The organism is Streptomyces luomodiensis, assembly GCF_031679605.1.
GTDB classification, from domain to species: domain Bacteria; phylum Actinomycetota; class Actinomycetes; order Streptomycetales; family Streptomycetaceae; genus Streptomyces; species Streptomyces luomodiensis.
On record NZ_CP117522.1, the window covers coordinates 7,920,779 to 7,943,784 of the forward strand.

21 protein-coding genes and 5 tRNA genes are annotated in these 23,006 nt (G+C 73.8%); 15 read left to right on the forward strand and 11 right to left on the reverse strand.

What is annotated here, in order from left to right:
- The first annotated feature begins 54 nt into the window (after positions 1 to 54).
- The 6 genes from PS467_RS33485 (at position 55) to PS467_RS33510 (ending at position 10,865) form a co-directional block, all read left to right on the forward strand.
- Positions 55 to 876 (forward strand): MetQ/NlpA family ABC transporter substrate-binding protein, encoded by an 822-nt coding sequence (locus PS467_RS33485; RefSeq protein ID WP_311038353.1) that lies wholly within the window; start codon positions 55 to 57, stop codon positions 874 to 876.
- Between the two features lie 260 nt (positions 877 to 1,136).
- A complete protein-coding gene (locus PS467_RS33490) occupies positions 1,137 to 1,784 on the forward strand; it encodes a GNAT family N-acetyltransferase (protein ID WP_311038354.1) in 648 nt (215 codons plus the stop codon).
- 346 nt (positions 1,785 to 2,130) lie between these two features.
- Positions 2,131 to 3,384, forward strand: coding sequence for a precorrin-6y C5,15-methyltransferase (decarboxylating) subunit CbiE (cbiE, locus tag PS467_RS33495; RefSeq protein WP_268975431.1), 1,254 nt, complete (start codon positions 2,131 to 2,133; stop codon positions 3,382 to 3,384).
- A gap of 280 nt (positions 3,385 to 3,664) precedes the next feature.
- Positions 3,665 to 8,617 (forward strand): nicotinate-nucleotide--dimethylbenzimidazole phosphoribosyltransferase, encoded by a 4,953-nt coding sequence (cobT, locus tag PS467_RS33500; protein WP_311038355.1) that lies wholly within the window; start codon positions 3,665 to 3,667, stop codon positions 8,615 to 8,617.
- Positions 8,618 to 8,723: 106 nt separating this feature from the next.
- Positions 8,724 to 9,944 carry a uroporphyrinogen-III C-methyltransferase gene (gene cobA / locus PS467_RS33505; protein WP_268975433.1) on the forward strand — a complete coding sequence of 407 codons (1,221 nt, stop codon included), beginning with the start codon at positions 8,724 to 8,726 and terminating at the stop codon, positions 9,942 to 9,944.
- A gap of 72 nt (positions 9,945 to 10,016) precedes the next feature.
- Positions 10,017 to 10,865: a TrmH family RNA methyltransferase gene (locus PS467_RS33510; protein WP_311038356.1), complete on the forward strand. Its 849-nt coding sequence runs from the start codon at positions 10,017 to 10,019 to the stop codon at positions 10,863 to 10,865.
- Between the two features lie 125 nt (positions 10,866 to 10,990).
- Here the strand turns inward: PS467_RS33510 and PS467_RS33515 are convergent, their stop codons facing one another.
- Positions 10,991 to 12,343, reverse strand: a complete 1,353-nt coding sequence (locus tag PS467_RS33515; protein WP_311038357.1) for a serine/threonine-protein kinase — start codon at positions 12,341 to 12,343, stop codon at positions 10,991 to 10,993.
- A gap of 310 nt (positions 12,344 to 12,653) precedes the next feature.
- On the opposite strand from PS467_RS33515, the gene PS467_RS33520 reads away from it, so the two are divergent.
- Positions 12,654 to 12,890 (forward strand): DUF8836 family protein, encoded by a 237-nt coding sequence (locus tag PS467_RS33520; RefSeq protein ID WP_030826850.1) that lies wholly within the window; start codon positions 12,654 to 12,656, stop codon positions 12,888 to 12,890.
- A gap of 297 nt (positions 12,891 to 13,187) precedes the next feature.
- Complete coding sequence (locus PS467_RS33525) at positions 13,188 to 13,406, forward strand: hypothetical protein (RefSeq protein ID WP_311038358.1); 219 nt, start codon at positions 13,188 to 13,190, stop codon at positions 13,404 to 13,406.
- A 231-nt stretch (positions 13,407 to 13,637) separates the two neighbouring features.
- Here PS467_RS33525 and PS467_RS33530 read toward each other — a convergent pair whose 3' ends face one another.
- Positions 13,638 to 14,228, reverse strand: coding sequence for a TetR/AcrR family transcriptional regulator (locus PS467_RS33530; RefSeq protein ID WP_311038359.1), 591 nt, complete (start codon positions 14,226 to 14,228; stop codon positions 13,638 to 13,640).
- Between the two features lie 148 nt (positions 14,229 to 14,376).
- Positions 14,377 to 15,288 (reverse strand): cyclase family protein, encoded by a 912-nt coding sequence (locus PS467_RS33535; protein ID WP_311038360.1) that lies wholly within the window; start codon positions 15,286 to 15,288, stop codon positions 14,377 to 14,379.
- Between the two features lie 187 nt (positions 15,289 to 15,475).
- Here PS467_RS33535 and PS467_RS33540 point away from each other — a divergent pair, with 187 nt between their 5' ends.
- The gene (locus tag PS467_RS33540; protein ID WP_311038361.1) at positions 15,476 to 16,426 is read left to right on the forward strand and encodes a phosphotransferase; all 951 of its coding nucleotides are present in this window, start codon (positions 15,476 to 15,478) and stop codon (positions 16,424 to 16,426) included.
- Between the two features lie 64 nt (positions 16,427 to 16,490).
- Positions 16,491 to 16,769: a TFIIB-type zinc ribbon-containing protein gene (locus tag PS467_RS33545; RefSeq protein ID WP_311038362.1), complete on the forward strand. Its 279-nt coding sequence runs from the start codon at positions 16,491 to 16,493 to the stop codon at positions 16,767 to 16,769.
- A gap of 50 nt (positions 16,770 to 16,819) precedes the next feature.
- Here the strand turns inward: PS467_RS33545 and PS467_RS33550 are convergent.
- The 5 genes from PS467_RS33550 to PS467_RS33570 form a co-directional block, all read right to left on the reverse strand.
- Positions 16,820 to 16,891, reverse strand: a tRNA-Val gene (locus PS467_RS33550).
- An 11-nt stretch (positions 16,892 to 16,902) separates the two neighbouring features.
- Positions 16,903 to 16,974 (reverse strand) — tRNA-Val (locus PS467_RS33555).
- A gap of 23 nt (positions 16,975 to 16,997) precedes the next feature.
- A tRNA-Val gene (locus tag PS467_RS33560) sits at positions 16,998 to 17,069 on the reverse strand.
- Position 17,070: 1 nt separating this feature from the next.
- Positions 17,071 to 17,141: transfer RNA gene (locus PS467_RS33565), tRNA-Cys, on the reverse strand.
- Between the two features lie 28 nt (positions 17,142 to 17,169).
- Positions 17,170 to 17,242 (reverse strand) — tRNA-Gly (locus PS467_RS33570).
- 160 nt (positions 17,243 to 17,402) lie between these two features.
- Here PS467_RS33570 and PS467_RS33575 point away from each other — a divergent pair.
- From PS467_RS33575 to PS467_RS33585, 3 genes are all read left to right on the forward strand, one after another.
- The gene (locus PS467_RS33575) at positions 17,403 to 18,458 is read left to right on the forward strand and encodes a chorismate-binding protein (RefSeq protein WP_311038363.1); all 1,056 of its coding nucleotides are present in this window, start codon (positions 17,403 to 17,405) and stop codon (positions 18,456 to 18,458) included.
- Complete coding sequence (locus tag PS467_RS33580) at positions 18,455 to 19,282, forward strand: aminotransferase class IV (RefSeq protein WP_268975442.1); 828 nt, start codon at positions 18,455 to 18,457, stop codon at positions 19,280 to 19,282. The genes PS467_RS33575 and PS467_RS33580 overlap by 4 nt, the downstream gene beginning before the upstream one ends.
- A 93-nt stretch (positions 19,283 to 19,375) precedes the next feature.
- Positions 19,376 to 20,221 (forward strand): GNAT family N-acetyltransferase, encoded by an 846-nt coding sequence (locus PS467_RS33585; protein ID WP_311038364.1) that lies wholly within the window; start codon positions 19,376 to 19,378, stop codon positions 20,219 to 20,221.
- A gap of 82 nt (positions 20,222 to 20,303) precedes the next feature.
- Here the strand turns inward: PS467_RS33585 and PS467_RS33590 are convergent, their stop codons facing one another.
- Positions 20,304 to 20,819, reverse strand: coding sequence for a DsbA family protein (locus PS467_RS33590; RefSeq protein WP_268975444.1), 516 nt, complete (start codon positions 20,817 to 20,819; stop codon positions 20,304 to 20,306).
- A 131-nt stretch (positions 20,820 to 20,950) separates the two neighbouring features.
- Between PS467_RS33590 and PS467_RS33595 the strand changes: the two genes are divergently transcribed.
- Positions 20,951 to 21,409 (forward strand): hypothetical protein, encoded by a 459-nt coding sequence (locus tag PS467_RS33595; protein WP_311038365.1) that lies wholly within the window; start codon positions 20,951 to 20,953, stop codon positions 21,407 to 21,409.
- Between the two features lie 68 nt (positions 21,410 to 21,477).
- Positions 21,478 to 21,651, forward strand: coding sequence for a hypothetical protein (locus tag PS467_RS33600; protein WP_268975446.1), 174 nt, complete (start codon positions 21,478 to 21,480; stop codon positions 21,649 to 21,651).
- Positions 21,652 to 21,731: 80 nt separating this feature from the next.
- Here PS467_RS33600 and PS467_RS33605 read toward each other — a convergent pair whose 3' ends face one another.
- Both PS467_RS33605 and PS467_RS33610 read right to left on the reverse strand, forming a co-directional pair.
- Positions 21,732 to 22,301 (reverse strand): CGNR zinc finger domain-containing protein, encoded by a 570-nt coding sequence (locus PS467_RS33605; protein WP_268975447.1) that lies wholly within the window; start codon positions 22,299 to 22,301, stop codon positions 21,732 to 21,734.
- 286 nt (positions 22,302 to 22,587) lie between these two features.
- Positions 22,588 to 23,001 carry an SsgA family sporulation/cell division regulator gene (locus tag PS467_RS33610; protein ID WP_003959770.1) on the reverse strand — a complete coding sequence of 138 codons (414 nt, stop codon included), beginning with the start codon at positions 22,999 to 23,001 and terminating at the stop codon, positions 22,588 to 22,590.
- Positions 23,002 to 23,006 lie beyond the last annotated feature (5 nt).

Consider the following 23,006-nt stretch of genomic DNA (forward strand, 5'->3'; position numbering starts at 1 on the left):
TCCCGCTTCGGCACCCGTGGCGGATCCGTGCGCCCCAGAAGAAAGGCACTTTTCGTGCGTAACACCACCAAGACCGTCACCACCGTCCTCGCCGCCGGCGCGCTCGCCCTCGGCCTCACCGCCTGCGGCGCCGGCTCCTCCGGCGACAAGAACGGCGCCCTGGTCGTCGCCGCGAGCCCGGTCCCGCACGCGGAGATACTCAACTACGTCAAGGACCACCTGGCCGACAAGGAGGGCCTCAAGCTCGACGTCAGAGAGTTCACCGACTACAACACGCCGAACCTCTCCACCCAGGACGGCTCGGTCGACGCCAACTACTTCCAGAACCAGCCCTTCCTCGACGACTTCAACAAGAAGAAGGGCACCGACATCGTGCCCGTCGTCACCGTGCACCTCGAGCCGCTCGGCCTCTACTCGCACAAGGTGAAGAAGGTCGACGAGCTGAAGAAGGGCGCCACCGTGGCCGTCCCGAGCGACACGGTCAACGAGGCCCGCGCGCTGAAGCTGCTGGACACGGGCGGCGTCATCAAGCTCAAGAGCGGCGTCGGCAACGAGGCCACCCCCAAGGACATCGCCGAGAACCCCAAGGGCCTGAAGTTCAAGGAACTGGAGGCCGCCCAGCTGCCGCGCTCGCTCGACGACGTGGACGCCGCGGTCATCAACGGCAACTACGCCATCGAGGCGGACCTCAAGCCCGCCAAGGACGCCATCCTCCTGGAATCGGCCAAGAACAACCCCTACGCCAACTTCCTGGCCGTGAAGAAGGGCAACGAGGACGACCCGCGCGTCAAGAAGCTCGCCAAGCTCCTCACCTCCCCCGAGGTCAAGAAGTTCATCAAGGACAAGTACCAGGGCTCCGTACTGGCGTCTTTCTGATCCCCGGTCTTTCCGATCCCCGGCACACCGCTCCCCGGCGTACCGCGCACCCCGCGGCCGTGATCACCTCGACAATGCCGTGATCACCGCAACAATTACGCCAACGTTCCACCCGCCGGCGGATCCCCGAGGCTCCGCATCCGCACCCCAGCCGGATGCGGAGCCTTCCGATTCACCCCCCGTGCTGCATTTCATCCGCACGATGCTGCATGCTGGGCCTCTCCACGATCCCGAAACGACTTCCGGTTACGGAGCGGCGCATGACATCCACTTTCCCGGACATCTCCATCAGCACGGAACGGCTGGTGCTGCGCCCGTTCGAGGAAGCGGACGTACCCGCGCTCGCGGACATGATGAACGACGAACTCGTCATCGCGTGGACCAGAGCGCCCTACCCGTACAGCCTCGGCGACGCCAGAGACCAGGCACTGCGGCTCGCCCCGGCGGAACGCACCACCGGCCGTGGCATCGTCTTCGCGGTCGCTGAGTTCCTCACCCAGCGGCTGGTCGGACTGGTGCATCTGCACAACACCGACTGGCGGCTGCTGGCCACCGAGGTCCACTACATCACCGCCCCCTGGGCGCGCGGTGAGGGCTATGCCTCGGAATCGGTGCTGGCCGTGGCCCGCTGGCTGTTCCAGGACCAGAAGTTCGAGCGGCTGGAGCTGCGCACCGCCGCCGGCAACACCGCCTCCCAGCAGGTCGCCCAGAAGATCGGCTGTATCAGCGAGGGCGTGCTGCGCAACGCCTGGATAGCCCGCACCCAGACGGAGGACGGCGGCTGGACCGATATGCGCACCGACCTCATCGTCTGGAGTCTGCTCGCCGAGGACCTCGACGGCGTCCCCGACCGGAACTCCGGGCCCGAGGGTTTCGGCGTCTACCCCAGCTACTCCGACTGGGCCTGACGCCCCCTCGCCCGCACTCCGCCGGGGCCAGGGCCCCTCCGACGGATCTCCGCGGCTGACGGAGATACGTCAGAAGGACCCTGGATCCGGTGCGTCCGCGCCCTCCGCTCCCTCGGCGCACCACCCCGTGCCCGCCCCCGCTCCGGAGGTCCGGACCAGCCGGGGTACTCTCTCTCCGCGCTGAGCGCCCGCGACTCGGCCCGCACCCAGGACCGCGACCCGCGCATCGGTGGCGCACCGGCCGCGACCCGCCCGTGACCCCTCACGGGCGCACCCCGCGACGCCCGCACCCGACAGACCCGACCCACCACGCACAACCCACCACGCACAGGGGAGAACAAGGACGATGGCCGACCGCGTCACGGTGATCGGTTGGGACGGCACCCCGCTCACGGACGCGGCCCGCTCCGCCCTCGGCGCGGCCACCCTCGTGGCCGGCGCCGCCCACCACCTGGCGCTGCCCGAAGTCCCGCCCGGCGCCGAACGGATCCGGCTCGGCAGCGTCGACCTCGCGGCCCGCAGGATCGCCCAGCACCGTGGCTCCGCCGTGGTCCTGGCCGACGGCGACCCCGGCTTCTTCGGCGTCGTCCGCGCCCTGCGCGCCCCCGAGCACGGGCTCGAGGTCGAGGTCGTCCCCGCCGTCTCCTCCGTCGCCGCCGCCTTCGCACGGGCCGGGATGCCCTGGGACGACGCCCAGGTGGTCGTCGCCCACAGCCGCGATCTGCGCCGCGCCGTCAACGTCTGCCGCGCCCACACCAAGGTCGCCGTGCTCACCTCGCCCGGCGCCGGCCCCGCCGAACTCGCACTGCTCCTCGGCCCGGTCCACCGCACCTTCGTCATCTGCGAGGCCCTGGGCACCGAACGCGAACGGGTCACCGTCCTCACCTCCGACAAGGCCGCCGACCACGCCTGGCGCGACCCCAACGTCGTCATCGTCATCGGCGGCTCCGGCGCCACCCCCGCCCCCGGCGGCCCGTCGGCCGGTGCCGCCCGCGGCGCGCTGTCGGGCGGCGGCTGGATCGCCGGACACGACCCCGGCTACCCGGGCGCCGTCCGCGGCTGGGCGCTGCCCGGACCCGCGTACGCGACCGTGCTGGGCGAGAGCGAGTCCCCGCAGCTGCGCGCCCTCCAACTCGCCCGCCTCGGCCCCCGCCTGGGCGACCTGGTCTGGGACATCGGCGCGGGCAGCGGCGCGGCCGCCGTCGAGACCGCCGGGTTCGGCGCCGCCGTCATCGCCGTCGACCGCGACCCGGACGCCTGCGAGCGCACCGCCACCCTCGCCCGCCGCTTCGCCGTACAGCTCCAGGTCGTCCAGGGCGTCGCCCCCGAGGTGCTGGAGGACCTGCCGGAGCCGGACGTGGTGCGGATCGGCGGCGGGGGCGCGTCCGTGGTGGCCGCGTGCGCCGCGCGCCGCCCCGAGCGCATCGTCACCCACGCCGCGACCCGCGACGAGGCGGAGGCCATCGGCGCGGCGCTGGAGGACGGTGGCTACGCCGTCGAATGCGTGCTGTCGCAGTCCGTCGAGTTGGACACCCGGGGCTGGACCGAACGGGAGCGCGCGGTCGCCTTCATGCTCTGCGGCCACCGCCCGCACCAGTGATTTTGTCCTTGTGACGTTCGCCCTGAGCTTCGCCCCGGTGACCTGCTCGGGGCATCGCGCGGGGTAGGCTGGCGGATCGTTGTACTGCCAGTACCGCTGCCCGGCGTTCGGCGCTTTATGGGCCAAAGGCCGGAATGTGCCCCTCCCTTGGCGGGGCCGCGGTAGGCAAGGCTCGGGCGTGTCTACGTGCCGCGCACGGCGCATGCTCGTTCTTGCTCAGGGGGCTTGCTCTCGGCGGTAGGCGGTTGGAAGGAGCACTAGCGATGGGCGAGGGGTACGCATGACCGACACCGGCCAGGTCCCGGGCGAGGGACTGCCGGAGAACGCAGGCGGACGACTCGGACACCCGCACCCGGCGGATGTCCACGCCCCGCCTGCCGACGCCGGTTACATCGAGCAGCCGCAGCCCGGTGTCCCTCCCGGCGCCGCCTACACCTTCCTCGACGGTCCCGAACACGGCGGCGAGGAGGACGATCTGCTGCTGATGCCGGGCGCCCAGGGCGCCTGGAGCGAGCAGCAGGCCCAGTACCAGACCGGGGCGTACGAGCCGGGAGTGCTCAACCCGGGGGTGCCCGACCCGGGCGCCGCCCCGTACGCCGATGCCCAGATGCCCGAACCACAGCCCGTGGTGGAACAGCCCGCACCGCAGCCGGCCCCCGCCCCGGCCGCGTACGCGGCGCCCGCCGCCCCTGCCGCTCACGCCCGGCGGCCGCTCCACCTGGGCCCGCCAGTGCCCGACACCTCCACCAGTGGCGTGGTGCGTTCGCTCGCCGACCGGGGCCCGGCGGCGGGTCGGCACGCCGCGCCCGTACGCCAGCCGGAGCCCCAGGCCGCGCCGCAGCCCGAGCCCGAGTACGGGGCGGGGCCCCGGCACGGCGCCCCGGCGCCTGAGCAAGCGGGGATGGCCGAGCAGCAGTTCGCCGGGGCCGAGCAGTACGCCGGACCCGAGCAGTACGCCGGACCCGAGCAGTACGGCGGACCCGAGCAGTTCGCCGGACCCGAGCAGTACGCCGGGCCCGAGCAGTTCGCCGAGGCCGAGCAACAGCAGCAGTTTGCCGCCGCCGACCCATTCGCCGGACCCGAGCAGCCCGTCCTGCCCGAGCAGCCTCTGACGGTCGACTACTCCACCGCGCCCCAGTACGCGGCCGGGCCGCAGTACTTCACCCCGCAGCCCGACGACCCGAGCAGACTGCCCGGTCCCCAGCTCGCGGACCTCCCGCACCTGGTCGATGCCCCGCAGCCGGGGGACGCCTGGGACTCCACGCCGCCGGTACAGCAGGCCGAGCCCGCGCCCGCTCCCGCAGAAACGGTCGGTCCGGCCGGGGAGTCCCAGGCCGTGGAGGCGCCCGAAGCGGAGCCCGCTCCCCAGCAGTTCGCCCAGCCCGAGGCGGTGGCGCCGGAGGCGCAACCGGTCGCGATGGACCAGGGGTACGTGGACCCCGCCGTCGCGGACCCGCACCAGGCGGGCCCGACCATCCCGGCCCAGGCCGGGGCGCCCGTCATGGAGCCCGCCCCGCAGGCCGTCCCGGCCGCGGAGCAGGTCGTCGACATCCCGGCCCAGGCCCAGGCCGAGCCCGTCGCTGCCTCGGTCGCGGAGGCCGCACCGGAGATCCCGGCACAGGTGCCCCACGAGCCGGTCGCGGAACCGGCGCCGCAGGAGCAGGCCGCGACCGAGGAGCCCCAAGCCCCCGTCGCGGAGGCCCCCGTCGCGGAGGCCGCTCAGCAACTTCCCGAGCAGCCCGCCGAATCGGCGGAGCCGACCGCCGTGGACCCGGGCCACTCGATAGTGGCCGACGAGACGCCCCAGCAGGCGGAGCCCGCCGAGCCGGAAGCCGAGCCCGCGACGCCGGAGGAGGCCCCCGCCGAGGCGCAGCAGCCGGAGTCCGAGCCGACCGCCACCGAGGAGGCGGCCCCCGAAGTTGCGGCCGAGGCCCCCGAGACCGAAGCGGCGGCCACTCCCGCCGCCGGATCCGCCGAGAACGAAGCCCCCGAGGCAGAGGCTCAGCCCACCGCACCCGAGACCGCGACCCCCCAGGACGAGGCCGCTCAGCCCGAGGCCGGGTCCGCCGAGCCGGAAGCCGGGGCCGCCGAGCCGGAGGCTGCTGAGGCCGAGACCAGTGCCCCGGAGGCCGTTGAGGCCGAGGCCGGTGATCCGGACGCGAGTGCATCGGAGGCCGCCGAGCCCGAGGCCACGGCCCCTCAGGGCGAGGTCACCCAGTCCGAGAGCGCTGAGCCCGCAGCCGTCGAGCCCGAGGTCGGGTCCGCTGAATCGGTGGCGGCTGAGCCGGAGGCCGTTGAGGCCGGGGCCGGTGGCCCGGACGCGGGCGCCTCGGAGGCAGAGCCCGAGGCTGCAGCCTCCCAGGGTGAAGCCGCCCAGTCCGATGGCACGGTGCCCGCAGCTGCCGAGGCCGAGGCCGCCGAACCAGAAGCCACGGAGCCGGAGGCCGCCGGGCCGGAGGCTGCTGAGGCCGAGACCAGTGCCCCGGAGGCCGGGGTGTCCGCAGCAGCTGGGCCGGAGGACGTTGAGGCCGGGGCCGGTGATCCGGACGCGAGTGCATTGGAGGCCGCTGAGCCGGAGGCCACGGCACCCCAGGGCGAGGCCGCCCAGTCTGAGAGCGCCGGGCCCGAGGCCGCCCAGCCCGAGGCCGGGTCCGCCGAGCCGGAAGCCGGGGCCGCCGAGCCGGAGGCCGTTGAGGCCGTTGAGGCCGAGGCCGGTGGCCCGGACGCGGGCGCCTCGGACGCAGAGCCCGAGGCCGCAGCCTCCCAGGGCGAAGCCGCCGAGCCCGAGGCCGGGGCCGCCGAACCAGTAGCCACACAGCCGGAGGCCGCTGGGCCGGAGGCTGTTGAGGCCGAGACCAGTGCCCCGGAGGCCACGGTGCCCGCAGCCGCTGAGCCGGAGGCCACGGCACCTCAGGGCGAGGCCGCCCAGTCTGAGAGCGCCGGGCCCGAGGCCGCCCAGCCCGAGGCCGGGGCCGCCGAACCAGAAGCCACACAGCCGGAAGCTGCCGAACCCGAGGCCGGAACCGCCGGGCCGGAGGCCGCCGCTCCGGAAGCCGAGCCCGAGAGCGCCGAGCCCGAGACCGCCGAGCCCGAGGCCGGCGAGACCGGGCCCGAGGCCGCCGAGCCCGAGCCCGAGACCGGCGAGCCCGAGCCCGAGGCCGGCGAGCCCGAGCCCGAGGCCGGCGCCCCGGAAGCCACGCAGCCCGCAGCCGTCGGCCCCGAGGCAACCGAGCCCGCGGCCGCCGAGTCCGAGGCCGCCGCCCCCGGCGCTACCGCCCCCGAAGCGGACCCCACCTCGGCGGCCCCGGCGACGGACACCCAGTCCGCGCCGGCCGCCGACCCCGCACCGGCCCCCGGCGCCGAGCCGGCCCCCGAGGCGGCCCCGGCATCGGAACCGAACCCCGAGGCGGCCCCCCACCCCGCCCCTGCCGCCGAAGCGGAACCGGAGAGCCCCACACCGGAAACCGAGAGCCCCGCACCGGCCCCCACCCCCCTCGGCCCCCCTGCCGACGGGTACGACGAGGCCGAGCGCGCCGCCGTCCACCGCGTGATGCGCGAGCGCCGGGACATCCGTAACGGCTTCCGGTCCGACCCCATCCCGCACGAGGTGTTGCTGCGCGTTCTCGAGGCCGCGCACACCGCGCCCAGCGTCGGGCACTCCCAGCCGTGGGACTTCGTCGTCATCCGCTCGGAGGAGACCCGGCGCGCCATGCACGAGCTGGCCATGCGCCAGCGGGACGCGTACGCCAAGTCCCTGCCCAAGGGCCGGGCCAAGCAGTTCAAGCAACTGAAGATCGAGGCGATCCTCGAGACCCCGGTGAACATCGTCGTCACCGCCGACCCCACCCGGGGCGGCCGGCACACCCTCGGCCGGCACACCCAGCCGCAGATGGCGCCGTACTCCTCCGCGCTCGCGGTGGAGAACCTGTGGCTCGCCGCCCGCGCCGAGGGCCTCGGCGTCGGCTGGGTCAGCTTCTTCGACGAGCGCGAGATGGTGCGTGAGCTCGGGCTGCCCGAGCATCTGGAGGTCGTGGCGTATCTGTGCGTCGGATACGTCGACGAGTTCCCGGAGGAGCCGGAGCTGATGCGGTCCGGGTGGTCCAAGCGCCGCCCGCTGTCCTGGGTCGTCCACGAGGAGACGTACGGCCGCCGCACCCTGCCCGGCGGGGAACCGCACAACCTGCTCCAGGAGACCCTGCGGGGCATCCGTCCGCTGGACGCCAAGGCGCTCGGCGAGGCGTGGGAGCGGCAGAAGCGGATGACCAAGCCGTCCGGTGCGCTGGGCATGCTGGAGATCATCTCCGCCCAGCTGAGCGGGTTGTCCCGGCAGTGCCCGCCGCCGATCCCGGAGCCCGCGGCCGTCGCGGTCTTCGCGGGCGACCACGGGGTGCACGCCCAGGGCGTCACCGCCTGGCCGCAGGAGGTCACCGGCCAGATGGTGGCCAACTTCCTGGGCGGCGGCGCGGTCTGCAACGCCTTCGCCGGCCAGGTCGGCGCCGAGGTGTGCGTGGTGGACGTCGGGGTGGCGAGCGATCTGCCCAGCACGCCCGGTCTGCTGCCGCGCAAGGTGCGGGCGGGCACCGGGGACTTCACCGTCGGCCCCGCGCTCACCCGCGAGGAGGTGCTGCGCGCGGTCGAGGTGGGCATCGAGACGGCCCGCGACCTGGTGGCCGCCGGGAACAAGGCGCTGCTCACCGGTGAGATGGGCATCGCCAACACCACCGTGTCGGCCGCCCTGGTCTCCGTCTACACCGGCGCCGACCCGGCCGAGGTGACCGGGCGCGGCACGGGCATCAACGACGAGATGCACGCGCGCAAGATCGATGTCGTACGGCGCGGTCTCGAGCTGCACCAGCCCGATCCGGCCGACCCCATCGGCGTTCTGGCGGCGTTCGGCGGCCTGGAGCACGCCGCGATCGCCGGTCTGCTGCTGGGCGGTGCCTCCCTGCGTACGCCGGTGATCCTGGACGGGGTGAGCGCGGGCGCCGCGGCGCTGGTCGCACGGGCCATCGCGCCCGAGGTGCTGGCGGCCTGCATCGCGGGCCACCGCAGCGCCGAGCCGGGCCATGTGGCGGCCCTGAACAAGCTGGGCCTGCGCCCCCTGGTCGACCTGGACCTGCGGCTCGGCGAGGGCACCGGCGCGCTGCTCGCCCTCCCGGTGGTGCAGAGCGCCGCGCGGGCGATGCACGAGGTGGCCACCTTCGACTCCGCAGGGGTCACGGAGAAGAACTGATGCCCGCCCCCGCCGCGTAAGGTGTCGGCGGGGGCCCCGCCCAGAGCCGATCAGCCGCTCCAGTGCCGCAGCGGCAGCGCATTCGCACGAGGAGAGCTGCACCGCCATGTCCGAAAACTTCGCATACCCCGTCGGACTGCGCCTTTCCGGGCGGCGGGTCGTCGTCCTCGGGGCGGGCCAGGTCGCCCAGCGCCGGCTGCCCGCGCTGATAGCGGCCGGTGCGGACATCCTGCTGATCTCACCGTCCGCCACGGCCTCCGTCGAGGCCATGGCCGAGGCGGGGGAGGTGCGCTGGGAGCGCCGCCGGTACCAGGAGGGCGACTTCGAGGGCGCCTGGTACGTCCTGATCACCACGGACGACCCGGAGGCCAATGCCGCCGCGTCCGCCGAGGCCGAGGCGCGCCGGATCTGGTGCGTCCGCAGCGACGACGCCGAGGCCGCCTCCGCCTGGACTCCGGCCACCGGACGCAGCGAGGGCGTCACCGTCGCCGTGCTCACCGGACACGATCCGCGCCGCTCCGCCGCCGTACGGGACGCCGTGGTGGAGGGGCTGCGCGACGGCACCCTGGCCGCGCCCCGCCATCGCGCCCGCGGCCCCCGGGTGGCGCTGGTGGGCGGCGGGCCGGGTGATCCCGACCTGATCACCGTGCGCGGCCGCCGCCTCCTCGCCGAGGCGGACGTGGTGGTCGCCGACCGGCTCGGCCCGCGCGATCTGCTCGACGAACTCCCGCCGCATGTCGAGGTGATCGACGCGGCGAAGATCCCCTACGGCCGCTTCATGGCCCAGGAGGCGATCAACAACGCGCTGATCGAGCACGCCAAGGCGGGCAAGTCGGTGGTGCGGCTCAAGGGCGGCGACCCCTTCGTCTTCGGGCGCGGCATGGAGGAGGCGGAGGCGCTGGCCGAGGCGGGTATCCCGTGCACCGTCGTGCCCGGCATCTCCAGCTCCATCAGCGTCCCGGGCGCGGCCGGGATCCCGGTGACCCACCGGGGCGTCGCGCATGAGTTCACGGTGGTCAGCGGCCATGTCGCCCCGGACGACCCGAGCTCCCTGGTGGACTGGGCGGCGCTGGCCAGGCTGCGCGGCACGCTGGTGCTGCTCATGGCCGTCGAGAAGATCGGCGCCATCGCCGCGACCCTGGTGGCGCACGGCCGCGCCGCCGACACCCCCGTCGCCGTCGTCCAGGAGGGCACCACCCCGGCCCAGCGCCGGGTGGACGCGACCCTCGCCACCGTGGGGGAGAGGGTCGCCGCCGAGGGCGTACGGCCCCCGGCGGTCGTGGTGATCGGCGACGTCGTCGCCCTTTCGTCCCGTGACCACGACTGATTCGTAACCGCCGGTAACATAATCGCGTCGGGCTCATTGGCACCGCATCCAGGACAAGGCAGTATCACTTAAGTGGCTGATCTCATCACCGTCGACGATCCGGACGACCCGCGACTGCGCGACTACACGGGTCTGACCGATGTGGAGCTGCGGCGCAAGCGGGAACCGGCCGAGGGCCTGTTCATCGCCGAGGGCGAGAAGGTCATCCGGCGCGCCCGGATCGCCGGTTACGAGATGCGCTCGATGCTGCTGTCGTCCAAGTGGGTCGATGTGATGCGGGACGTCATCGAGGACGTCCCCGCCCCCGTCTACGCCGTCAGCCCCGAACTGGCCGAACGGGTGACGGGCTACCACGTCCACCGCGGCGCCCTCGCCTCCATGCAGCGCAAGCCGCTGCCCGACGCGGAGTCGATCCTGCGGGACGCCCGGCGCGTCGCGATCATGGAGTCCGTCAACGACCACACCAACACCGGCGCCATCTTCCGCAGCGCGGCGGCCCTGGGCATGGACGCCGTACTCCTCTCCCCGGACTGCGCAGACCCCCTCTACCGGCGCTCGGTCAAGGTCTCCATGGGCGCCGTCTTCTCCGTTCCGTACGCCCGCCTGGAGAGCTGGCCGCGCGGTCTGGAGGCGGTCCGGGACGCGGGTTTCAAGATCCTCGCCCTGACCCCCGACGAGAAGGCCACCACCATCGACGACGCGGCCCCGCACCGCCTGGAGCGGGCCGCGCTGATGCTGGGCGCGGAGGGCGACGGACTCTCCACCCAGGCGCTGATGGCCGCGGACGAGTGGGTCCGCATCCCCATGGCCCACGGTGTGGACTCGCTCAACGTGGGCGCGGCGGCGGCGGTCGCCTTCTACGCGGTCACCTCGGGCCGGCCGGGCGGGACTCTGACGCCTACCGGCCGGGCGGGATCCTGACGCCTACCGGCCGGGCGGGACTCTGACGCCCACCGGCTGTCCGGACTCTGACGCCCACCGGTCGGCCGGGACTCTGACGCCTACCGGCTGTCCGGACCCTGAGACGCCTACCGGCTGTCGGGTATCTACTGGCTGTCCGGCGCCTGCCGGCTGTCCGGCACGGCCGCCACCGAGGGCGGCGCCGCGGACGACGAGACCGACCCCGTCGGTCCGGGCGCACCGCCCAGGCCGTTCGCCGGGCCCTGGCAGCCCTGCGCCGCCGCGATCCCCAGCGCCACCAGCAGCGTCACCACGACGAACACGGTCAGCCGCTGCCGCAGCAGCCGATGGTCCGGCCCGCTGGGGCGGCGTCCGTTCGGTGCGGTGCGCACGGGATGCGCGGGGCGCGCCGGACGGTCCGGCCGGTCGGGGCGGTCCGTGCGCACGGGCGGCCGCGGGCCCCGGCGCTGAGCCGGACGCGCGGGGGTGTTCCGCCCCGCGGGACGCCCCGAGCCCCCGCCTGTACCGGCACCGGGCCGCGAGGACGACGGCCCGCTTCGCGGCGTCGGCGTGCCGCCGGGGCGCCGCTCCGTGTCCTGGTCGGCGTGCGCCTCGGGACGCCGCCCCGGAGGGCGGCCCGGTGCTCCGCCGTAGCCCCCCGCGCCGGGCCCGTGCCCATGCGCCTCGCGCGCCGCGATCTCCTTCAGCCGCAGCGACAGTTGCAGGGTGCTCGGCCGGTCCTCCGGGGCCTTCGCCAGACAGGCGTGGAGCAGCGGCGCCAGGGCGTCCGGCACGCCCAGCAGCTGCGGCTCCTCATGCACCACCCGGTACAGCATCACCTCGGAACTCCCGTGCCCGAACGGCGAGTCCGCCGTGCAGGCGTACGCGAGCGTCGCGCCCAGCGCGAACACGTCGGTCGCCGGGGTCACCGCCGCGCCCCGCACCTGCTCGGGCGCGAGGAAGCCGGGCGAGCCCACCGCCGTGCCGACGTGGGTGAGGGTGCTGGCGCCGGTCGCCCAGGCGATCCCGAAGTCGATGATGCGCGGGCCCTTGGGGGAGAGCAGGATGTTGGAGGGCTTGAGGTCGCGGTGGACGACCCCCGCCTCATGGACCGCCAACAGCCCCTCCGCCAGCGCCGACCCGATCGACGCGACCTGCGCGGCGGGCAGCGGGCCCTCCTCGTTCACCTTGTCGTGGAGGGAGGGGCCCGGTACGTACTGGGTGGCGAGCCAGGGGCGGTCGGCCTCCAGATCGGCGGCCACCAGCCGGGCCGTACAGCCCCCGCGGATCCGCCGCGCGGCGGAGACCTCGCGGGCGAACCGGGACCGGAACTCCCGGTCCTCGGCGAGGTCCGGCCGGATCACCTTCAGGGCCACCCGCTGCCCGCGCCGGTCGGAGCCGAGGTAGACCACCCCCATACCGCCCGCGCCGAGCCGCCGGTGCAGCCGGAAGGAACCGACGACACGCGGGTCCTCGCGCCGGAGCCGCATCATCGCCATGTCCGTCCCCTACCTCCGGTGGGGAGGCCCCTTCCCTTAACCCCTGGTGGGGAGCCCCATCCGCTGCTCGTCTGCTTGCCGTTTGCCGCTGATTTGCCGTCGGTCCGCTGTTGTTGCCCATTGCTGTCCGCCTGACGTGCACAGCTTACGGATTGACGGCCCCGCGCGCTGAGAGGCCGCGCATGCGTCGGCCGATGGATTGTCAGTGGTGCCTGGGATCCTGGAGAAGTGGGCCGGAATCGTGGCAATCCGCGCTCGGCTCCGTGCGTGCGTGATCTCAAAAGGCCGTCTCAGAAGGGGGATTGAGACCGTGAAGGGTGATCGTGTGGAGATAGTGGTGGACGCGGGCGACACGACGCGGACCTACGAAGTGGTGGCCACAAGGGCGGGCCGGAGGGTCGAAACGGCGGTCCGGCGCGGGGTGGTGGAAGTGAGCGAAGTCACCCGTAATGGCTCCGTGGTGCGGACGGCCCGCTTCATGGCCAACCGGGTCCTGGCGCTGGTGGAGCAGCCGGTGCCGCGGGGCGAGGAAGGAGAGGCCGAGTAGCACCCGCCCCGGCCCTGGAAGGACTGCTCCGGGGCTCGGAGGAAGTCCCTCCGCGGACTCCGGAGGGATCTGTTCCGCGACCCTCTCCGGGATGACCCCAAGACATGGCGGCGCATCTCCACCCAGGGGAGTACTCGGTGCCTCCCGGGGTCATCCTCCGGGAGGCCCGGCAATCGGTACGAAGGCATGACGCCGGGCACCGGTGCGCGCGCCTAATGTTGTGGTCAAGCGGCGGGCGCAGCACTCGTCCCCCGAGGTCAGACGCTCGCCGCCCCCAGATGTGACGGAGGAGGGACGATGGCGGACACGGCCGGGCGCACGGTCATCCGGACACCTCGTCGCAGGTCCGTGGAGGCGGCGGCCGATGCGTTCGGCGGCTCGCGGACCGGCACTCGCCATCCCCTGGTCGCGGCGGCCATGGTGCTGCCGATGGCCATCCTCCTGACCATCACCTTCGGCGGCTGGGATGCCGTCGTCACACAAGCGTCGTCCGTGGCGGGAATGCTGGGGCGCTGAGGCGCCCCGGGTCCGGGAGAGCGGCCCGGACCGGGGACTTCCGGCCATCAACCCCGTGGGGACGGGGGTGCGGCGGACGGCACGATTGCCCGGACGGCTGGGGAGCCGTCCGGGCATCGCGCCGTTCGGGGCCATGCGGACCGCTGTCAGGACCACTCAACCGGGGCCGATGGCCGCGCGGTTCATGCACGAGCCCAGGGCGCTCGCGCCCGGCGCCGGCGGGGCCGGGGGTCAGCGCGGGCGCAGGCCGTTGATGAGCAGGGCGCAGACGGCCTCCAGGGCGGCCTCGGCCTCCGGGGCCTGCCACTCGGGGGCGTGTGCGGGGTGGTGATAGGCCATGGTGGCGGCGAAGACGGTCCGCGCCGTCGCGGCGGGGTCGGGAGAGGTGAAGTCACCGCTGCCGACACCGTCGGCGATGATCACGCGCAGCTGTTCGACCAGGCCGTCCACGTGGTCGGCGAACGCGCTGCTGTGCTCGGCCACCAGGACCCGGTAGGTCGCGAAGAGCTCCGGGTCGTCGGACATCAGGTGCCGCTTGGCGGTGAACAGCGTGGTGAGCCAGGTGCGCAGCCGCTCGGGCGCGGCCTGCCGGGTGTCGGCCGCGACCGCCGCGAGGGGCTCGCGTGCCCGGCCCAGCCAGCGCCGGGCGACGGCTTCGCGCAGCGCCGCCTTGGACGGGAAGTGCCGGTAGACGCTGGCGTGGCTGACACCCAGAGCCCGCGCCACGTCCAGCACCGTGGCCTTCGCCGGTCCATGGCGGCGTAGCACCTCCTCGGTGGCCGTCAGGATGGTCTCGGCGTCGAGTGCCGGGCCCGAACGCATCAGCGCTCGCCGTCCCGGACGGACCGCGCCCCGCGGTCCGTCACTCCGGCGACGGCCCCGGCGACGGCGGAGGCCGGCACCGACTGCTCGCTCACTGCCAGTTCCTCCTCGGTCAGGACAATCCGGCCGCGGACGGCGGAGGGGGCCGTCAGAAGACGGCGAGCGGATTGACGGGTACTCCGGTCAGTCCGTGGATACGCGGTGGCGCCACGGTGAGCAGGAAAGCATAGCGGCCCAGCTCCGCGCAGACGGCGGCGAGCTCGTCCACCTCGGCGGCGTCGATCAGGGGCAGGCCCATCATCGGTAGGGCGACGTGGTGCAGCGGCAAGGGGCATGCGGGGTCCAGTGCCGGGTGCGCGTCGCCGATGTCGCCGGCGTAGAGCGACGCGCCGCGCTGGTGCATCCATCGCACCGCGTCCAGGCTCATCCCCGGCATCGGCCGGTCGGGGTCGGGCGTCGCGGACCACCCGCAGCGCACGACCAGGGCGTCCCCTGACTCCAGCCGCACACCCTGACGCTCCTCGGCCGCCTCGAAGTCCCCGGAGGTGACCGCGTGGCCACTGGGCAGCGGGCCGTCGGCCGCCAGGTCGAGCAGGATCCCGCGGGTGGCGATCCCGGCGGCGTACGCCGCGGTGGAGCCATGCCGGGCGCCGGCCGGTGTCACGGCCTCGTCCACGGGGCGCCCCGGATAGACCCGGCCGTCCCGGACGATGTGCCCCAGCGCATCGAGGTGGGTCGAGCCCGGGTGGTGGTTGGTCACCAGCATCACGTCCGCCGTCGCCGGAGCCGGGGAGCCGACGTACACCATCACCTGCTGGACCGGCGAGGCGTCCTGGGTGGCAGGCGCGAAGGGGCCGCTGATGAGCGGCGTCGGCCGGATCGGAAGCGCGAGTGACACCGTTCGCCCGGTGCGGGCCTCCGCGGCGCCCCTGGCTCGGGCTTCTTCGTCGATGAGGTTGAGCGTGCCGCGCTCGTCGTCCTCGCCCCACCGGCCCCAGTTGCTCGGCAGGTCCTCCGACGCGCTGGTTCCCGTGTGTTGGGTGTTCGGTTCGGTGTCCATGGCGCCGAACGTACTGCCCTCGGTTACAGATGACAAATTATGTAACCCATATCGCGAGTGGAGGCACCCACGGGCCGCACTCGGGTGATCGCCCGACACCAGGAGCCCCGGAGCGTCGGCGCCCCGCCCGGCACCGGCTACGATCCCGGGGCAGCCGATGGGCAGCCGATGACAATGGGGGGGAGCCGTGAGCCAGACCGCGGCGCAGCTCGTCACCACCCTCCGCCGGGCCCGGCGCGACCCCACCGCCGAGGTGACCGTGCTGGCCGACCGCCCCGACGCCACCGTGGTCCGGTGCGGCCACGTCGTCGCCAAGGCGCATCCGCCCGGCACGGACCCCGCCGAGCTGGCCGTCCGGCTCGGGGTGGCCGCCCACCCGCGGTGCGCGGGGATACTGCTGCCGCCGGTCGACGGCATGGCCGCGCTGCCCGACGGCCGGCAGGTCACCCTCTGGCCGTACGGCGAGCCCGTATCGCCCGACCAGCCCGACGCCGCCCCCTGGGTCGAGGCGGGGAAGCTGCTGGCCCGGCTGCACGCCGTGCCGGTCGCCGAACTGCCCGGTCCGCTCCCGGCGATGCGCGGCCCGGCCAAGGCGGCCCGCGCCATCGCCCGGCTGCGGGCGGCGGCGCTCCCCGACACCGCGGCCACCCGGGCCGTACTGCGGGCCTGGGCCGGTCTGCCCGGCTGGGCGCGGGGTGTGGACCGGCGAGCGGGCGACGGCGGGGGTGAGGGCGACGGGCGCTGCCACGGCGGTCTCCGCCTCTGCCACGGCGATCTCCACCTCGGCCAGCTCATCCGCCACCGCGCCACCGACTGGCGGCTGATCGACATCGACGACCTCGGCCTCGGCGACCCGGCCTGGGACCTCGCGCGGCCCGCCGCCTGGTACGCGGCCGGGCTGCTCGAGCCCGAGGACTGGGAGCGGTTCCTGGGGGCGTACCGGGCCGCGGACGGTTCCGCTGCGGGGCAGCGCGACCCCTGGCCGCGACTGGACGTGCCCGCCCGCGCCCTCACCGTCCAGACCGCCGCGCTGGCGCTCGCCAAGGCGGCGGCCGCCGGGCGGGCGTTGGACGAGGCGGAGGAGGCGATGGTGGAGTCGGCCGTCCGCATCGCCCGGTTCATGGAGGCCGTAGGGTGAAGTCCACGCGCCCGGACGGGTGTTCCGGCGCGCTCCGCCCGAAGCATGAGGAGTTGAGCGGACGATGCAGTGTCCCAAGTGCCATGCGCCGATGCACACGTACAACCGCAACGGCGTGCAGATAGAGCAGTGCAGCGGCTGCCGGGGGATCTTCCTGGACTACGGGGAGCTGGAGGCGCTGACCCGCCTTGAGGCGCAGTGGACCCAGCAGATGCCGCCCGCCGCCCCGCCGGCCCCGCAGGCGTACCCGGCCGCGCCCGCGTGGGGTGCGCCGCACCACGGCGGCCACCACGGCCACCACAAGCACCACCGGGGCTTCGGGCACATGCTCTTCTCGTCCTGAGAAACGGCGAAGGGCCGGAGCTGTTCGCTCCGGCCCTCGGCCGATCCGAGTGGACGATACTGGGATTGAACCAGTGACCTCTTCCGTGTCAGGGAAGCGCTCTCCCGCTGAGCTAATCGTCCGCAGGACTGCGTGCGCGATACTGGGATTGAACCAGTGACCTCTTCCGTGTCAGGGAAGCGCTCTCCCGCTGAGCTAATCGCGCGGGATGGATCACGAGGATCCGAGTGGACGATACTGGGATTGAACCAGTGACCTCTTCCGTGTCAGGGAAGCGCTCTCCCGCTGAGCTAATCGTCCGAGGTGGAGACGGGATTTGAACCCGTGTAGACGGCTTTGCAGGCCGTTGCCTCGCCTCTCGGCCACTCCACCAGCCGTGGGGATCGAAACCCCCACTTCGAGCGGACGACGAGATTCGAACTCGCGACCCTCACCTTGGCAAGGTGATGCTCTACCAACTGAGCCACGTCCGCAGGTGTCGTTTCCCCGGGGCGCTTCCGCGTCCCGGCGACGTGTTGAACTCTAGCGGATTCCCGGGCCAGCTCAAATTCCGTTTCCGCAGCGTGCTGCCCTGCTCGCGCGCCGCACTCCCTCCCGAGGCCGCCCTGACCTGGGCGCCATAGACTCGCAACCGTGCCCGACCTGCCCCCGCTCGCCCGCTTCGGCGGACTGCTCGCCACCGATCTGCGCGAGGTCACCAGCGACCCGTCGGCCCTGGACACCCAGGGTTTCTGGGCCGTTGTCGCGGACTTCGAGGGCCGTCTGGTCTGCGCTCGCTTCGCGAACGTACGGACCGAGCCGGTGCCGGCCCCCGTGCCCGGCGGCTGGCGCGGCCCCGCGGCCGGTGAGTGGAGCTCGTCACTGGACCGGGCCGCCTACACCGCGGGCGTGCGGAGCGTCCGGCGCCGTATCGCGGCCGGCGAGGTCTACCAGGCCAATCTCTGCCGGGTGCTGTCCGCGCCGCTGCCCGATCCGGCCGGAGCCGATGTGGACGCGCTGACCGCGCTGCTGGCCCTGGGCAACCCCGCTCCGTACGCGGGCACCGTAAGGCTGCCGGGCCACGGGGTGGAGGTCGCCACGGCCTCGCCCGAGCTGTTCCTGCGGCGGGTCGGGCGCACCGTGGAGTCCGGCCCCATCAAGGGCACCGGCCGCCGCCCCGAGGACCTGCTGGAGAAGGACCACGCCGAGAACGTGATGATCGTGGACCTGGTCCGCAACGACCTGGGGCGGGTCTGCGCCACCGGCTCGGTGACCGTCCCGGCGCTCTGCGCGGTCGAGCCGCACCCGGGTCTGGTCCACCTGGTCTCCACGGTGCGCGGCGAGCTCGCCCCCGGCACCGGCTGGCCCGAGCTGCTCGCGGCCGCCTTTCCGCCCGGCTCGGTCACCGGCGCGCCCAAGTCCAGCGCGCTGCGCGCCATCGCGGAGCTGGAGACCGCGCCCCGCGGCCCGTACTGCGGCGGTATCGGCTGGGTCGACGCCGACCGCGGCACCGGTGAGCTGGCGGTCGGGATACGGACCTTCTGGATCGACCGCGGCCCGGCCGGGGCCGTGCTGCGGTTCGGCACCGGGGCGGGCATCACCTGGGGCTCCGACCCGGAGCGCGAATGGGATGAAACGGAACTCAAGGCCGCCCGGCTGCTCACGGTAGCGTCGGGTGTACAGCAGCCGACGGGAAGGGCGACGCGATGAAACCGGCCATCTGGCTCGACGGATCCCTCTGCGACCCGGACAGCGCCAGGGTGTCCGTATTCGACCATGGGCTCACGGTGGGCGACGGCGTCTTCGAGACCGTCAAGGCCACCGAGGGGCGGGCGTTCGCCCTCACCCGCCATCTGCGGCGGCTGGCCCGCTCCGCCGAGGGCCTGGGGCTCCCCGAGCCGGACGCGGACGAGGTGCGGCGGGGCTGCGAGGAGGTGCTCAGGGCCAATCCGGTGCCGTTCGGGCGGCTGAGGATCACCTACACCGGCGGCTTCTCGCCGCTCGGCTCCGACCGGGGCACGGCCGGCCCCACGCTGGTGGTCGCCCTGGTCGAGGCGGCCCGCCCGGCCGACTCCACGGCCGTGGTCACCGTCCCCTGGGCCCGTAACGAGCGCGGGGCGCTCACCGGTCTGAAGACCACCTCCTACGGCGAGAACGTGGTCGCGCTCGCCCGCGCCCGGCAACAGAACGCCACCGAGGCCCTCTTCGGGAACACGGTCGGCGCGCTCTGCGAGGGCACCGGCTCCAACGTCTTCGTGGTCCTCGACGGCGAACTGCACACCCCTCCGCTCTCCTCCGGCTGCCTCGCCGGGATCACCCGTGCCCTGGTGCTGGAGTGGGTGGGCGCGAAGGAGACCGACCTGCCGCTGGAGGCGCTGGACCGGGCCGAGGAGGTCTTCCTGACCTCCACCACCCGCGACGTACAGGCCGTGCACCGGGTGGACAGCCGCGCTGTGCCCGGCGCCCCCGGACCGGTCACCGCCGAGGCCATGCGGATCTTCACCGAGCGGGCGGCCGCCGACATCGACCCCTGATCCGGCGGCAGCGACCCGTGATCCGGCGGCAGCGGCGGGTCCGCGCCGGAAAAACGGGTGTCGAACGCCCGGCGGGCCGGTAGAAACACCCTCGTGACCACCACTCTGCGACCCACCGCGCCCGAACAGCGCACCGACGGCGGCGGGCGTGCCCGCTCGTACGAGGTATGCGTCAACAGCCGTCCCGTCGGCTCCGTCCGCCTGGCCACCGACGCCCGTCTGGGCCCGGAGGCCGGGCGTATCGAGCGGCTCGACATCGACGAGGCCGAGCGGCACCGGGGCCGCGGCACGGTCGCCGCGCTCGCCGCCGAGGAGGTGCTGCGCGGCTGGGGCTGCGCCCAGCTGGTGGTGAGCGTCCCCGCCCCGGCCACGACCGCCCTCGGGCTCGCGGCCGCGCTCGGCTACCGCGAGCGCGGCCGCAACATGCTCAAGCGGCTCACGGAGCCGCCCGAGCTGCCCCAGGGCAGCGCGATACGTCCCCTGGCGGAGGCCGACTACGCGGCGTGGTACGCCCATGAGCGGGCCGGGTACATCGCCAATCTCCTGGAGCGCGGACTCACCCGGCAGCAGGCCGACACCAAGGCGGACACCGACTACGGCACGCTGCTGCCGCAGGGCCCGGCCACCCCGGGCGCCCTGCTGCGCGTCCTCGCCCACGGCGGTACGGACGTGGGCACCGTCTGGGTCGCGCTGCGCACGGGGGAGCCCGACGCCGCCGAGCGCGGGGAGGCGTACGTCTACGCCGTCGAGGTCGCCGAGGAGTACCGCGGCCGGGGACACGGCCGCACGCTGATGCTGGCCGCCGAGCGCGCGACCCTGGCCCACCGGGCGCGCAGCCTGGGCCTGCACGTCTTCGGCGGCAACACTCCGGCGCTGCGGCTGTACGAGTCGCTGGGCTACGAGCCGGTCGAATACCAGCTCTACAAGCCGCTGCTCTAGGGCCGGGCGCGCCGCTCAGGGGCCCCTCCAGGGCCTTCCCCGGGCCTCCAGGGTCTCCCGGGCCCTTACGTCCTTACGGCTCTTACGGTCGCTCGGCGACGAGGCGGGCGGCGATCTCCTCGACGCGCTCCCGCAGCCCCTCCTGGCTCTTGCCGCCGTCGAGCCGTTCGCCGCCGATCACATACGTCGGGGTGCCGGTCACCCCGATCGCCCGGCCCTCGGCCTGGTCCGCGTCCACGATGAGGATGTGCCGCCCGTCGATCAGCGCGGTGTCCACCTCCTCGGCGTCCAGGCCCAGTTCCCGGGCCACCTCCACCAGCAGCGGCTCACCGCGCGTCCCGAGCTCCTCGGCGCGCTCCAGGACCGCCTCGACATACGGCCAGCCGTGCCCCTGGGCGGCGGCTTCCTCGGCCGCCTGAGCCGCCGCGTGGGCGTGCCGGTGGCGCTCCAGCGGGAAGTGGCGCAGCCGGATGTCCAGGGCGTCCCCGAAGCGGTCGCGCAGCGCGCGCAGATCGGCCAGGGCGGTACGGCAGTCGGGGCACTGCAACTCGCACCAGACGTCGAGCACGGGGCGGGGGGAGGGGTCGGTGTGGCTCATGGGGCCAGTCTTCCAGCCCCCGGCCCCTGCTCCGTACCCGGAGATGTCCCTGATCCCGGGCCGGGGTCATGGCCCACGCCGCCTTAAGGGGTGCACGATGGACATACCGGAACCCAGTCGCGGGAGGAACGATGCTGACCGACACCGTGTGCGCCGCGCTGTCCGCTGCCGGTCTGGGCATCGCCGGGCTGACCGCGTACCGCAAGCGGTTCCTGGCCGCGACCCGGATCGCCGCCTACGCCCTGATCCCGCTGGGCCTGGCGCTGACCGGCGTCCTGGACTGGGTGACCAACCTGGTCTTCCAGCCGACCGTCTGGGCGGGCTTCGGCGTGCTCGGCCTCTCCTGGGCGCTGTTCATGATCAGCCGGGCTGCCGAGCGCCGCTCCGGCGGCACCCGTAAGGAGCGGCGCTCGGCGGCCGCGGCGGAACGGACCGGGCTCTCCGCGGGCGCCTCGGAGCCCGCCCTGGGGCCGGGCCGAGGGGCCACCGGGGTCAAGGCGGCGGGAAGGTCCAAGGCCAGGGGCGGAACGAGCTCTGGCACAGATGACTTCTCCGACATCGAGGCCATACTCAAAAAACACGGGATCTGACCAGCGACCGGTCAAAAAACGATCACTGGTCGCAGGCGGGGCCGGGGCTGGGTCATGATCTCCGCGAGATGTTGCAATCACCGCCCGGGGAGCAATCCCCCATCGAAGGACCCCCTGTTCCGCCGAGCGACGAGCCCCGTGGCTGTCTCTTCGCCCTCTCGCAGCCGCCGCTGATGCTGTTCCTGGCGTTCATCGGCACCCTGCTCTTCGTGACCGCCGTCCACGACCTGTACCGGTGGTGAGGCGGCGACCCCTGCTGGTGGTGAGGCGGCGGCCCACCCCCGTCCCGGCCGCCCGGCCCCCGACCGCCGGGTGTGCGCGGTCAGCTCGCGGCCTCCCGGCGCCGGGCGCGGTACGCGGCGACATGCAGCCGGTTGCCGCAGGTGCGGCTGTCGCAGTAGCGCCGGGAGCGGTTTCGGGACAGATCCACGAAGGCGTGCCGGCAGTCCGGCGCGTCACAGCGGCGCAGCCGCTCCCGCTCGCCCGCCACCACGAGGAAGGCCAGCGCCATGCCGCCGTCGGCGGCGAGGTGGTCGGCCAGCGAGGCACCGGGTGCGAAGTAGTGCACATGCCAGTCGTAGCCGTCGTGGTCGGTGAGCCGGGGCGTGGTCCCGGCCGCGGCGATCATCGCGTTGAGCAGCTCGGCGGTACGGCGGCCGGCGGCCTCGTTCCCGGCCGCCGCGAAGACCTCGGCGAACCGGGCCCGTACGGCCCGGACGGCGGTGAGGTCGCGCTCCCCGAGCGCGCCGATGTCGCTGATGTCATTGCGCTCGACGAACCGGCGCAGTGCGGGGACGTCGGCGAGGTCGTCCCGGTCCGCGCCCTCGGGCGCGGTGTTCACCAGATCGACGACCACGTCGAGCGCGCACCGGGTGTCGTGGTTGATCAGCACGGTTGGCTCCCTGGCCGGCTGGGTCGGCGGCTGCCCCTGGGCTGCCCTCGATCTGCCCGACTCTAGCCCTGCCGGGGCCCCGGGTGTTCATCCGGCGGTGTCGCGCGTACACAGGACGGTGCCGTCACCGCGGACGGTGCCGCGGCGACGGCACCGTCGCCTGCCTCTGCCGTTGTCGTGATTGCCGTGGTCGGAATGGTCAGTACCGGTATGTTGCGGATGTCGCGTCCCGGCTTCGCGCCGTCTCCCCGAGTCGGACGGCCGAGCGCTCAGCTCTCGCCGGGTGTCAGCTCTCCGCCAGGATGTGGGAGAGCTCCGTGTCGAGGTCGAAGTGACGGTGCTCGGTGCCGGGTGGCACCGCGGCGTCGGTTCGCTTCAGGAACGACTCCAGGGCCCGCGCCGGGGCTTCGAGCAGTGCCTCCCCCTCCGGAGAGCTCAGGGCGATGCAGACCACACCCTGGCCGTGGCTGCGGGACGGCCACACGCGGACGTCGCCGGTGCCGGTGGGCCGGTGCAGGCCCTCGGCGAGAAGGTCGCGGGCGAACACCCATTCGACCGTCTCTTCGGCTCCGGTGTGGAAGGTGGCGTGCACGGCGTAAGGGTCGGCCGTGTCATACCGCAGGCCCGCGGGTACAGGCAGTGAGGACTCGCTCGACACAACGAGGCGCAGGTGCAGCTCGCAGCTGACCGTGGTGTTCATAAGCG